The organism is Paenibacillus piscarius (assembly GCF_022234545.1).
Taxonomy (GTDB): Bacteria; Bacillota; Bacilli; order Paenibacillales; family Paenibacillaceae; genus Paenibacillus_AQ; species Paenibacillus_AQ piscarius.
In genome coordinates, this window is sequence record NZ_JAIEUI010000021.1 from 97,573 (window position 1) to 110,040 (window position 12,468).

Genomic DNA, 12,468 nt, shown 5'->3' on the forward strand with positions numbered 1-12,468 from the left:
CTGCAACGGATGTTATGATGGAATGAAAGAGCACGATCAAATGCAAGCAGGAAGGAACCGGTTATGACGATTAAGCGCCGCTTGTTCATCTCTAATATCCTGATGATTGTCATTCCCGTCTGTATATCCCTGATCATCGCCTATGTGGGAGTCTCGCTGCTGTTCACCGTATCGAAGCATGATAAGCAAGGCCCGTTCTATACGGGATATGACGATCTGGTCCGGCTGTCCGCCAAGCTGCTGGAGGACACAGGAGAACAGAAGCAGGAAGAGATCCGCCGCCAGATCGAAGCCATCTTGAAGCCGGAAGGTATGAGTCTGGTCATCTACGATTCAGAGAAGATTCAGATCAGCTTCAATCTTCAGGAGACCCGGCTCACAGAGAAGCTGCTGCGGGTAGTCAGAGCCATGGATGGTCAAGGCTTCGCTTCGGCGGAGGATAAAGAGGTGTTCGCTCAACAGATCCGGGCAGCCGGCCAAGCATACACTGTGAGCATTATCGGCACGGCCACGGATGATACGGACGGACCAGTCACTCCGGCTATGGCAACCTTCCTTATTCTGGTTACCCTGGGGATCATCTTTGCGGTTTTTGTAACGAATCAATTCCTTACCCGGTTTGTGTTCAAGCGGATTAAGCAGCCGCTGGACACGCTGGCAGACGGGGTGCATCAGATCCGGGACGGCAATCTGGATGTCAGAATTGAATACGGGAACAAGGATGAATTCGCTCCGGTCTGTGAGGATTTCAATGACATGGCTGTCCGCCTCAAGGAATCCCAGCGCCTGATTCGTAAGCAGGAGGAGAGCCGCAAGGAGCTGCTGGCCGGGATATCGCATGACCTCCGTTCCCCGCTGACCTCTGTCCGGGCATATTCGGAAGGGCTGCTGGATGGGGTAGCTGCAACCCCTGAATCCCAGAAGAAATATATCACCATGATCAAGACCAAGGCGGAGGATATTGACCGGATGGTGAACAAGATCTTTCTGTTCTCCAAAATGGACCTGGGCGATTACCCCTACGAGCCGGAGGTGCTGGAGGTCAACCAGGAGCTGCTCTCCCTGATTAAAGCTATGACCGAAGAATACCGGGATCAAGGGCTGGACGTAGTCATTGCCGCCCTGGCTCCGGATGTGCATATCTTTGCCGATCCGGCACAGCTCAGCAGCATGGTCTTCAACATTCTGGAAAATAGCTGGAAATACAAAGATAAGGAACGCGTCCAGGTCACGATCCGCACCGAGGTTATGGGGAACCATGTGCAGATCTGCCTCGAAGATAACGGGCCCGGTGTACCCGAGAAGGCACTGGACAAGCTGTTCGATGTGTTCTACCGCAGTGATCCTTCGCGCAATAATCCGACCAAAGGCAGCGGGCTCGGGCTGGCCATAACGGCAAAAGCGGTCAGCCGGATGGGCGGAAGCATACACGCAGAGCCCTCCCCCGCAGGGGGCCTGCGCATCATTATCAAATTGCCGGTTACGGACAAAGGGGCCTGACCATGACCAGAGTATTAATCATTGAAGATGACAGTGCGATTGCAGCCATTGAGCGTGACTATCTGGAGATACATGACTTCTCGGTCGAGGTCGCGGAAGACGGAATCACCGGACTTGAGCTGGCGCTGACGGGACAATTCCAGCTTATTCTGCTCGATCTGATGCTGCCGGGCGAGGACGGGTTCTCGGTGTGCCGCAAGCTGCGCAGCCAGCTCGATATTCCCATCCTTATGGTCACAGCCAAGCAGGAGGATATCGATAAGATCCGAGGCCTTGGGCTTGGAGCGGATGATTACATCGTTAAGCCTTTTTCACCGAACGAATTAGTGGCCCGGGTCAAGTCCAATCTGGCGCAATATTCGCGGCTTAAGGGCAGCAGCGGCAGCAGTCCGGAGCGCAACAGCCGGATCGAGGCCGGTCCGTTCATCATTCATACCTTATCCCACAGAGCCTATCTGCATGGCCGGGAGCTGGAGCTGAAGAAGAAGGAGTTCGACCTGCTGCACTTCCTGATTGCCAATGCGGATATCGTGTTCAGCAGGGATTCCCTGTATGAGCGGATCTGGGGCTTCGATGCCATGGGGGATAACGCAACCGTAGCGGTCCATATCAACAGGCTGCGGGAGAAGATCGAGCAGGACCCCGGCAACCCGAAGTATATTCAGACGGTGTGGGGTGCGGGGTATCGGTTTCAGGTACCGCAATAATAGGCGCGTTCTGCCACCTTATAATAAATACACTGGATTTTCAGCGGCTTATTTATAAGAATTAGAATAATTGAGTTTCCTATGATTACAGGGGGTCGCTGTGTTCATGCTACTACTGAAGTTATGCGCTATCGCTGTACTGCTGTCTTTTTCCTACCGGATCTTCGAGCGGGTGCTTGGGTTGGTTGCTAAGACACAGGTGCGGTATACAATCTATTATTGGGGAGCCGCCATGATTGGCGCGAGCATTCTGTGGAAGGGCAGTTATACGTTCGGGGTGCCGCATCAGGTGATGAGGGTGCTTCCGCTGTTTCTTGTCATTCTGGCAGTGAATCTGATCATCTCCAGAGCCTCCGGCTATAATCCAGTGGGCACTTATAATACAGTCAACTTCGTGCTGTGCTTCCCGATTTTTGAGGAGATTGCCTTCCGGGGGCTTGTCCTGCCTATACTGGCGCAGCATCCGGTGCTTGGAGAACTCCATGCCACAGGGATCATCGATGTCAGCGGCGCTATTCTCCTTACTGCGTTCCTGTTCGCCGTGTCGCATTTGCAATATTACCGGCTGAACCGCGAGAGCGTCCGGTTTATGCTGTTCGCCCTGAGCGGAGGGATTTTCTTCGGGCTGTTCGCGCAGGTGACGGAGTCGCTGGTGCTGACGGTTGCGCTGCATATTGCTTTTAACGGATCGGCTGTCTGGGTTCAAAAAAAGAGCCACAGCTCATCTACAGAGCCAGCGCCTCTTCCGTAATGCGTCTGATATCGATCGGAGACAGCGTCTCCTCGTTCACCATGTCCGGCAGAATCTCTGCCAGAAAGTAATCCACACATTTCAAGTTGATATGCTTGATCTTGATCAGTGCGTTACGGTACATTACCACGAATTCCTTCTCGGTGTTCCCTCTTTGCAGCTCGGCAAAGGCCTCATACACCTGATCCATCTTATCCGCAACCTCCAGAATCAGCCCCTCCAGCGACTCATCCTTGCCCTCACGCAGCTGCTGGTAGAAGATGCTTTTGAACTCGTCGGGAATATGCTCCTTGATGAAGTTGTCGATCATGCCCTCCTCCACCTGCTGGATCAGTGATCTGAGCTGGAGCGAGGAGTGCTTCACCGGCGTTTTGATATCTCCAATAAAAATCTCTCCATAATCATGGCTGCTCGTAATCTCGTACAGCTTCTTCCAGTCGATCACCGCGCCGTGCTGCTCTTCAATGTCCGCCAGCGTCTTCGCATATTGCACGACCTTCCAGGAATGGGCCGCTACGCTATGCTCCTCGAATTTGAATTTGCCCGGGCAGCGGATGATGCGCTCCAGTTCATTCAGTGACCGGAAATACTTGTGAATTCCCATGGCTAGTCCTCCCGTATGTTAGTTAGGCTACGCTAGAGTTCAGTCTAATCCTTCAGTGTTAACCCCGGATGAACCTCAGCACCCCATTGTGTAAAATCCGCACAGCTGCGCGTATCTAACGGTTTTGCCTGGCCTCTCCCCGTCCCATTGCGGTCCTCATCCCCGACTAAAGTCTGGATTCAAGAACAGTCTGCAGGCTGTTTTGCGATGAAGGATAAATTCGTACAATACATACATAGACAACGGAAATGAACACGCCGGCTACCGGCGGTCATCTAATAAGAGAGGAAGATTCATTATGACAAAAAAATTAACCCGCTCCGTAACAGACAAGAAGCTCACCGGCTTATGTGGAGGATTGGCACGCTATTTCAACGTTGATACGACCCTGGTAAGATTGCTTGTAGCCGCTGCCGCCTTTTTCAGCTTCGGAACAGTTATCCTGCTCTACATCATCGGCAGTCTCATTATCCCTCAGGAATCCTACGGCGGATTCGATGACAGCTTCAACTTCTAATTTACTGTACTAAAAACTTGCGTTTGCGCTTAATCAACCCACATATAAAGGAGATCATTACAATGAGCATATTCCAAAGAATCACTACCCTAACCAAGGCTGCTATTCACGAAGGACTGAACAAGCTGGAGGATCCGATTCTGCTGACCGGCCAATACCTGCGCGACCTGGAGGACAAAATCACCGGTGCCGAAGGCAAACAGCGTGAACTGAAGGCAGCGGCCAGTGTGCTGGAGCGCCGGATCTACGAATACAAGGTGCTTGCAGAACGCAGTGAAGCGGAAGCAGTCCAGTACATGAGCGAAGGCAATGAACCGGCGGCCCGCACTGCGGTTATGGCTAAGATCCGTTACACGGAGAGCGAACAGGAATGCACCGCCGGGCTGAAGGAGACCCAGGCTACGCTGGCTTCCCTTGAAGTACAGCTGGCCAGTGTGAAGGAAGAACAGAAACGTCTCAAAGCCAAAAGAGCCGAGCTGGCCGAACGTGCCCGCAAGGCCGCAGAGATCAAGCAGGCTGCCCAGGCTTACAACACTGCTGCTCCGGCTGGCTATCCCGGTCAAGTGCTGAACAACGGTGCCGCCTCACGCGGATTCGAACGCATGGAGGACAAAATCGCCATGCAGGAAGCGATGGCCGAGCAAGCGGGACTGGCCGCAGCGGCTCATGACTCTTCCATGAACAGCGCGGTTGAAGCCGAGCTGGAACGCCTCCGTAACCGGAAGTAAGCTGACGGTATCGTCCGTAATTGCAAGAAGGATGCCTCCCTGGTCATAGGGATGGCATCCTTTTTTGGTGACGAATTATTACCTCTTCGCCTGATTCACACCTGCCCCGCCGGTTCAGTGGCCTTGGTGTAGCGGTTCTGCGGAATGGGCAGACCGAGATTCCCCCGCAGGGTATCGCTCTCATATTCGGTGCGGAACAGCCCGCGCTCCTGCAGGATCGGAACCACCTGATCCACAAATTCCTCCAGCCCTTTCGGAACAGAAGCGGCCAGCATGAAGCCGTCGGCGGCCCCGCCCTCGAACCAGGCCTGAAGCTGATCGGCCACCTGCTCCGGCGTACCGATGAAGCTGCTCCGCGGTGTAGCCGACTGCAAGGCGACCTGCCGCAGGGTTAAGCCCTGCTCCTTGGCATCCTTCTTGATCTTGTCCGTTCCGCTCTGGAAGCTGTTCCGGCCCAGATCGCCCAGCTCCGGGAACGGCTCATCCAGCGGATACTGCGAGAAGTCATGATGCTCGAAGAACCGGCCCAGATAGTTCAGCGCATTCTCGATCGTTACCAGTCCGGCCACCTCCTGGTATTTGCGCTCCGCCTCCTCCGGGGTAGCCCCGAGAATCGGTGCTATGCCCGGGAAGATCAGCACTTCATCGGGATTGCGTCCGAAGGAGGCTACCCGGCTTTTCACATCCTTATAGAATGCCTGGGCAGACTCCAGGGTGTCATGGCCCGTGAAGATGGCGTCTGCCACGCTTGAGGCATAATCCTTGCCGACCTCCGAGGAGCCTGCCTGGAAGATCACCGGCTGTCCCTGCTTCGAGCGGGCAATATTGAGCGGTCCCTTCACCGAGAAGAACTCGCCTTGATGGTCCAGCGTGTGCATTTTATCCGGATCGAAGAAGACACCCTTCTCCTTGTTCCGCACAAAAGCGTCATCCTCCCAGGAATCCCACAGCCCGCGCGCCACCTCCAGATATTCGGCAGCAATGCGGTACCGCTTGCCATGATCCGGATGCTCCTTCTTGCTGTAATTGAGCGCAGAGCCTTCGAGCGGCGAAGTCACTACATTCCACCCGGCCCGTCCGCCGCTGATCACATCGAGTGAGCCGAACTGCCGGGCTACCGTGAATGGTTCACTGTAAGAGGTGGACAAGGTCCCGACCAGACCAATCCGGCTGCTGACTGCCGCCAGCGCACTAAGAATGGTCAGCGGCTCGAAGCGGTTCAGGAAATGAGGGATCGACTTCTCATTGATGAACAGACCGTCGGCAATGAAGATCAGGTCCAGCTTGCCTTCCTCCGCCTTGCGGACCCACTCCTTGTATAGCTCAAAGTTCACACTGGCATCGGGCTTCGCATCGGGATGGCGCCACATGGAGGTGCTTCCTCCAACTCCGTGCAGCAATGCGCCCAGCTTTAACTGTCTTGATTTCGTCATGTTCATTCCTCCTCCTAAAATATGCTTACAATGCCGCTTGCTGTGAAGCTTCAGTAGCTTGAGTCGTTTGGGCAGCTTCAGCTCCCCGCTTCACCCGTTCAATCTGGGCCAGATGCCGCTCTACATGTGCAGTGAATCCGCGGACAATATCGGTGATCCGCACCGTTTCGCCCTTGAAGTTAATTCCGCTTTTCTCCCATTCTGCGGGACTCAGCCTTCCCAGCAGCAAACTGTTGTATTGCAGCAGACTGCGGAACAGCTCCAGACTGTCTGCGGCCTGCCCCTGATTACTGTGCTGTCCGCTAACCCACGCGTCCTGCTCGAATGCCGGGAGCTGAACCTTCGTATCCGCCAGAATATCACGGATGCGGAAGGAGACGACAATGCTGTGATCCGCCAGATGGGCCAGCACCTCGGTCACACTCCAGCTTGACGGCTCCGCCTTCCACCGGAGCTGCTCTTCGGATAAGCCTTCCACCGCCTGGACCAATTGCCCATGCGTATTCAAGTAGCCGTCTAGCTCCACACTCACACTGCTCATTGCGCTTCCCTCCAGTATAGGTTTGGATTATCGTTGTTAAGGTCACTATGTGCGTTACTTATTAAAGCGTGACAACGCAAACGGAGCTATATTCTGCCGGGTATGTCCCTGCACAGCCAGATCCGCGAGAATCTCGCCGACCGCGCTGGAGAATTTGAAGCCGTGGCCCGAGAAGCCTCCGGCCAGCAGCACATGGCTGTGAGCGGGATGGCGGTCGATGATGAAATCCTCATCCGGCGTATGCTCATACTTGCAGACAGAACCCTTAAGCAGCTTCCCGGCAGCGCCGGGCATATAAGCTTCGAGCACGCGGCGCAGGTCGCCTTCATCACTCTCCAGGCTGCCGAAGGGAGCCAGCGGCTCACCGGGCCTCCACTCTTCGCCGGTGTCATGCCGGCCGATCTTCAGCCCGGCCCCGCCGATAGCGGGGAAGCCGTAGAACCCGCCTTCCTCAGCGCCGAGCGTGAAGCCGGGGAATTGCCCTGCATCGAAGGCCGACGTACTCCCGAACCAGCCTACTACCTTGCGTACCGCCTTAATGGGCAAGCTGATGAAAGGCGACATTGAGCTGAACCAGGCCCCCGCACTGAGTATAGCAGCGGCTCCGTGATAATCCCCCTGCTTTGTTTGGACTGTGACACTGCCCGCCCGGGCTGTCACCTTCAGCACAGGGGTATTCGTCAGCAGCTCCGCACCGTGAGCCAGCGCAAGCTGGCGGTAAGCGGTAATGCACCGCTCACTGTAGAGATAACCGGCATCCGGCTCATACATCGCCGCGAAGGTCTCCGGAAGGGCCAGGGCCGGCCAGCGGCGGCGGATCTCCGCCGCATCCAGCTGCTCCACCCGGACCTTACGCTTCCGCGCCTCCGTATAGCGTCCGGCGAAGGAATAGACCCTGCTGTCTGCCAGATTAAGCACGCCTGACGGAGCCAGCAGCTTCTGACCGCTCTCTGCCTCCGCCTCTTCCCACAGCACCTGGGCACGGAGCGCCAGGTCAATATAAGTCGGATCGCCGCTATAGGCATGCCGGATCAGCCGGGTATCCCCGTGATGGCTTCCTTCCGTATGCGGCGGATCGAAGGCATCGATCAGCAGGGTCCTCACTCCGCGCCGGGCCAGATGATAGCCTGCGCTCATGCCCATGGAGCCGGCGCCGGCAATAATAACATCATAATCAGAATGCTCCGCTATGATCGGCACCCCTCTCCGCCGCCAGATGCTCAAGCACACGGATGGCCAGATCGCTGAAGAATCCTGCGCCAACCGGCAGCGCCGCTTCATCCAGCCCAAAAGCGGGATGATGCCACTCCCGGCTGCCGGCCGTGCCGGTGAAGACGAACAATCCCGGAACCTCGCGCTGATAGAAGGCGAAGTCCTCTCCGGCCGGAGAAGGCACCGGCTGTACGGCGGTATAGCCCAGATTCGCTGCCGTCTCTTCGCCCAGCCGGGCCAGCAGCGCATCGTTGATGACCGGCGGCGGCCCGCCGATCCAGCGCACGCTGGCTTCAGCACCGAGTGCAGCAGCCACACCTGTGACCACCTCCTCGAACCGCTTCAGCACTCTGCCGCGCACCGCTTCATCGAAGGAACGGATCGTTCCTTCCAGCACCGCCGTGTCCGGGATGATGTTCCACGAATTCCCGCTATGGATCTGCGTGACGCTGATTACGGCGCTGTCCAGGCTGCCTACATTCCGGCTGACGATGGACTGCAGCGCCGTTACAATATGCGAGGCGGCGACAATAGGATCGATTCCGGCCTCGGGCACGGCTGCATGAGTGCCGAAGCCCCTGATACTGACCGCGAAGCCGTCTGCGGCCGCCATCAGCGGACCGGACTTGATGCCAACGGTGCCCACCGGCAGATCCGGCTTATTGTGCATCCCGATCACGGCACGGACCTGATCCAGCCCTCCGGCGGCGATGATCTGCTGCGCCCCCTTGGCCTTCTCCTCGGCGGGCTGGAACAACAAGCGCACCGTTCCCTTCAGGCTGCTCTCCTGCGCCTTGAGCTGATATACGGCTCCAAGCAGCGCCGCCGTATGGAAATCATGCCCGCAGGCATGGCTTCTGCCCGGATACAGCGAGGCATACGGCAGCCCGGTCTCTTCCTGAATCGGCAAGGCGTCTATATCAGCCCGCAGCGCAATCACCGGTCCGTCCTGCTGAGCGCCGACCTCGGCAATGACTCCGGTCTTCAGCCCGTAATCTGTGATCCGCACTCCCGCCTGCTTCAGCAGCGATGTGATGTACGCAGTAGTCTCAATCTCTTCCCCGGACAGCTCCGGGTGCCGGTGCAGATGACGCCTGATCTCAACCAGACGCTCATTGAACTCCAGAGAATGCACTGCCTGGGCAGCGGATTCTGCGGCTGTACTGGTCATAATGAAGCCCCTGCAACCGCCCCGGAGAGCGCCTCACTCAGCAGCTCGAAGGAACGCTGCCGCTTACCGAAGGGCTGCACATTCGTAGTGACGATGAACTCTTCTACGCCGGAAGCTTCTGCTAACGCCAGAAGCTGCTCACGGACGGTCTCCTTCGTCCCTTTGGTAATCTCAGGCTCCCGCTCCTCCAGCGTGTAGGCTTCCTCACTCTGGCGGGTGAACTCCTCGGCCTGCTCCCGGCTGGCCAGGGTCAAGGTCTTGCCGCTGGCGAAGCGGAGGCGGATCAGCTTGTTCGCTCCGGCCAATTCTCCGGCCTCCTCTTCCGTATCCGCCACGATGACAGCCAGCGCAATAATTACCTGCGGCTCCTGCCCGCCGCTGCGATTGAAGCCGCTGCGGTAAGCCCGCACCGCCTCTAAGGCCACGGCCTGATCGCCGCCGATGAACAGGGAGAACACATACGGCAGCCCCAGGCTGGCCGCGATCTCGGCGCTGGCAACGCTGGCGCCAAGCACATACAGCTCCGGCGGGGTTCCGGGGAGCGGACCTGCCTTCAGCCCGTGCAGCGGATGCTCCGCCTCCAGCCGGTTATGCACATATTTGTCCAGCTCCACAATCTTGTCCGTTAACGAAGCAGCTTCCCCGCCCCCCTGCTGAAGCGCCTGTGTACTGCGCGGCAGGCCGCCGGGTGCGCGGCCAACGCCTAAGTCCACTCGTCCCGGAGCCAGCGAAGCCAGAACGTTGAAATTCTCAGCCACCTTGTAAGGGCTGTAATGCTGAAGCATAATCCCGCCGGAGCCGATGCGGATACGCTCCGTTTTGGCCAGCAGGTGTGAGATGAGCACTTCAGGAGAAGATCCGGCGACCTGCTCGGAATCATGATGCTCCGATACCCAGAAGCGGCGGAAGCCGAGGCGTTCCGATAGCTGTGCCAGGCTGATTGTATGTGCAAAAGCCTCTTCCGGTGTCTCCCCCGGATAGATCGGGCTTTGGTCGAGTACGCTGATTGTAATTGCCATAGATATGCCTCCTAGATGGAATAGTTCAGCTCCGGCGTAATCCGCTTCAGGAACTGCTTCGTTCGTTCTTCTCGCGGATGGTTGAATACCTCCGTGGGCGTGCCCTCCTCAACGATCACACCGCCGTCCATGAACACCACATGATTCGCCACATCGCGGGCAAACCCCATTTCATGCGTCACTACAATCATCGTGATGCCTTCCTTGGCGATCTTGCGGATCACAGCCAGCACCTCGCCTACCAGCTCCGGGTCCAGTGCCGAGGTCGGTTCATCGAAGAGAATGACCTCCGGCTCCAATGCGAGTGCCCGGGCAATCCCGACCCGCTGCTGCTGGCCGCCGGAGAGCTGGCTCGGATAGGCATCCAGCTTGGCACCGAGCCCCACCTTCTCCAAGAGGGCGATGCTCTTCTCTCTCGCTGCCTCCTTTGGCAGCTTCTTGACGACCAGCAGGCCCTCCATCACATTCTCCAGCGCGGTTTTATGCCGGAACAGATTGTACTGCTGGAAGACCATGGCGGTCTTTTGCCGGAGCTGGTGGATATCCTTCTTGCGGGCGTGCCGGAAGTCCAGCTTGAAGTCTCCGATGGAGATTTCGCCGCTGCTGGGCTTCTCCAGAACATTCACACAGCGCAGCAGGGTGGTTTTGCCGGAGCCGCTGGGACCGAGAATGACGACCACCTCCCCCTTGGACACCTCCAGATCAATATGGTTCAGCACCTGATGACGCCCGAACGACTTCGATAGCTGCGATAGCTTAATCATGCGACTCCCCCCCGGTTATATAGATTAATCCGTTTCTCGATCAGGGCAGTCGCTCGCTCAATCAGGAACGTCAGCCCCCAGAAGATCAGCGCCGCCGCCAGGTACGCCTCGAAGAACTTCCAGTTGGTTGAAGCGACAATCTGCGCCTGGGCATTGATGTCCACCACCGACACGGTAAAAGCCAGCGTAGACCCGTGCAGCATCCCGATCACGGAATTGGACAGATTCGGCAGGCTCGCCGCCAGCGCCTGGGGGAACACAATCCGCCGCAGCGCCTGCGGGGTGCTCATCCCGATGGAATGGGCCGCTTCGAGCTGACCGCGGTCCACCGCGAGCAGACCGGAACGTACCACCTCGGACATATAGGCCCCTGCCGTAATGGAGAAGGAGATATAGGCGAAGCCGATCATCGGTATCGATACCGAGCGAAAGCTCCAGCCGAACTGTGCGGCAAGCCCGTCAATGATCATCGGCAGTCCGAAATAGATCAGCAGCAGATGGGTCAGCATCGGGGTACCGCGGATGAACGTGACATACCCTACGGCCAGCGGATACAGCCCGGGGACTCTATAAATCCGGATCAGGGCCACCACCGTACCGATCACGAAGCCTGCCAACACCGACACCACCGTGATATACAGCGTCGTAGGAATCGCTCCCAGAATTTGCAGAAACGCCGTCCAGATAAATGATGGGTCCAGCTTCATTACGCACCGCCTCCCTTGCCTGCTCCCATATCCGCGACGATCGTGCGGTAGGACGCTTTTCGCTGCAGCGTGAACCGCTTCTTCGCCGGGCTATCCTGGGCTTCATGCCGGAGCAGCCGGCGCTCCGCCACCAGCAGCAGCTTCTCAATCGTAAAACTGATCACCAGATAAATAAGAGCCAGCGCAATATACGTCTCAATGAAATGCTGGGTCGCGCTGCCCAGGGTCTGGGCCTTGCCCGTCATCTCCATTACGCCCAGCGTGAACGCCAGTGAAGTATCCTTCAGCAGCGCTATAACCAGGTTCGAGAAGACAGGAATCGCAATTCCCAGCGCCTGCGGCAGCACAATACGGGTAAAAGCCTGGTATGATGTCATCCCCATAGCATAAGCCGCTTCCACCTGCCCCTTATCAACTGCTGTCACTGAAGCGCGGATCATCTCCGACATGAAGGCCCCGGTATGCAGACCGTAGGTCAGAATCACGAACACCAGCACCGGCGTCCGCGTCATATCCAGATTCACCAGCTTCAGCACCTCAGGCAGACCGTAATAGAACAGGAATAATTGAATCAGAATCGGCGTCCCCCGGAAAAATGAAATGTACACCTCGGCACAGGTCTTCAGAACCGGCACCTTATACAGGCGGGGAAGCGCAATGATAAATCCGACAATCATCCCTGCCAGCAGCGAGCAGGCTACAATCAGCAGCGTGGTGCTCAGCGTGGTCAGCAGCTTGGGCAGGAACGAGAAAACAAAACCTAGATCAAACGGTGCACCCATCCTGCACCTCCTTTCAGAGCTGTACGGGCCTG

General features: G+C 57.2%; 14 protein-coding genes. 5 read left to right on the top strand and 9 right to left on the bottom strand.

Going from position 1 to position 12,468, the window contains the following annotated elements; all coding sequences use genetic code 11:
- Window positions 1-63 precede the first annotated feature (63 nt).
- From K1558_RS26100 to K1558_RS26110, 3 genes are all read left to right on the top strand, one after another.
- Window positions 64-1,500, top strand: coding sequence for a sensor histidine kinase (locus K1558_RS26100; protein WP_238654889.1), 1,437 nt, complete (start codon window positions 64-66; stop codon window positions 1,498-1,500).
- Window positions 1,501-1,502: 2 nt separating this feature from the next.
- Window positions 1,503-2,207: a response regulator transcription factor gene (locus K1558_RS26105; protein WP_238654890.1), complete on the top strand. Its 705-nt coding sequence runs from the start codon at window positions 1,503-1,505 to the stop codon at window positions 2,205-2,207.
- 106 nt (window positions 2,208-2,313) lie between these two features.
- Window positions 2,314-2,958, top strand: coding sequence for a CPBP family intramembrane glutamic endopeptidase (locus K1558_RS26110; RefSeq protein WP_238654891.1), 645 nt, complete (start codon window positions 2,314-2,316; stop codon window positions 2,956-2,958).
- On the opposite strand, the gene K1558_RS26115 is transcribed toward K1558_RS26110, so the two are convergent.
- A complete protein-coding gene (locus K1558_RS26115; RefSeq protein ID WP_238654892.1) occupies window positions 2,933-3,562 on the bottom strand; it encodes a YfbR-like 5'-deoxynucleotidase in 630 nt (209 codons plus the stop codon). The genes K1558_RS26110 and K1558_RS26115 overlap by 26 nt on opposite strands.
- Window positions 3,563-3,860: 298 nt before the next feature.
- Here K1558_RS26115 and K1558_RS26120 point away from each other — a divergent pair, with 298 nt between their 5' ends.
- Together K1558_RS26120 and K1558_RS26125 are read left to right on the top strand one after the other, a co-directional pair.
- Window positions 3,861-4,079 (top strand): PspC domain-containing protein, encoded by a 219-nt coding sequence (locus K1558_RS26120; RefSeq protein ID WP_238654893.1) that lies wholly within the window; start codon window positions 3,861-3,863, stop codon window positions 4,077-4,079.
- Between the two features lie 62 nt (window positions 4,080-4,141).
- Complete coding sequence (locus tag K1558_RS26125) at window positions 4,142-4,807, top strand: PspA/IM30 family protein (RefSeq protein ID WP_238654894.1); 666 nt, start codon at window positions 4,142-4,144, stop codon at window positions 4,805-4,807.
- Between the two features lie 95 nt (window positions 4,808-4,902).
- Here the strand turns inward: K1558_RS26125 and K1558_RS26130 are convergent, their stop codons facing one another.
- The 8 genes from K1558_RS26130 to K1558_RS26165 are packed head-to-tail and all read right to left on the bottom strand — an operon-like array spanning window position 4,903 to window position 12,436.
- Window positions 4,903-6,240: an LLM class flavin-dependent oxidoreductase gene (locus tag K1558_RS26130; RefSeq protein ID WP_238654895.1), complete on the bottom strand. Its 1,338-nt coding sequence runs from the start codon at window positions 6,238-6,240 to the stop codon at window positions 4,903-4,905.
- Window positions 6,241-6,265: 25 nt separating this feature from the next.
- Window positions 6,266-6,781 (bottom strand): DinB family protein, encoded by a 516-nt coding sequence (locus tag K1558_RS26135; RefSeq protein ID WP_238654896.1) that lies wholly within the window; start codon window positions 6,779-6,781, stop codon window positions 6,266-6,268.
- Between the two features lie 54 nt (window positions 6,782-6,835).
- Entirely contained in the window at window positions 6,836-7,972 is a 1,137-nt protein-coding gene (gene solA / locus K1558_RS26140) for an N-methyl-L-tryptophan oxidase (protein WP_338019736.1), read from the bottom strand.
- A complete protein-coding gene (locus K1558_RS26145; RefSeq protein WP_238654897.1) occupies window positions 7,956-9,164 on the bottom strand; it encodes an amidohydrolase in 1,209 nt (402 codons plus the stop codon). The genes solA and K1558_RS26145 overlap by 17 nt, the downstream gene beginning before the upstream one ends.
- Window positions 9,161-10,183, bottom strand: a complete 1,023-nt coding sequence (locus K1558_RS26150) for an LLM class flavin-dependent oxidoreductase (protein WP_238654898.1) — start codon at window positions 10,181-10,183, stop codon at window positions 9,161-9,163. The genes K1558_RS26145 and K1558_RS26150 overlap by 4 nt, the downstream gene beginning before the upstream one ends.
- Before the next feature lie 11 nt (window positions 10,184-10,194).
- Complete coding sequence (locus K1558_RS26155) at window positions 10,195-10,947, bottom strand: amino acid ABC transporter ATP-binding protein (RefSeq protein WP_238654899.1); 753 nt, start codon at window positions 10,945-10,947, stop codon at window positions 10,195-10,197.
- Window positions 10,944-11,654, bottom strand: coding sequence for an amino acid ABC transporter permease (locus K1558_RS26160; protein WP_238654900.1), 711 nt, complete (start codon window positions 11,652-11,654; stop codon window positions 10,944-10,946). The genes K1558_RS26155 and K1558_RS26160 overlap by 4 nt, the downstream gene beginning before the upstream one ends.
- Window positions 11,654-12,436: an amino acid ABC transporter permease gene (locus K1558_RS26165; RefSeq protein ID WP_238654901.1), complete on the bottom strand. Its 783-nt coding sequence runs from the start codon at window positions 12,434-12,436 to the stop codon at window positions 11,654-11,656. The genes K1558_RS26160 and K1558_RS26165 overlap by 1 nt, the downstream gene beginning before the upstream one ends.
- Window positions 12,437-12,468 lie beyond the last annotated feature (32 nt).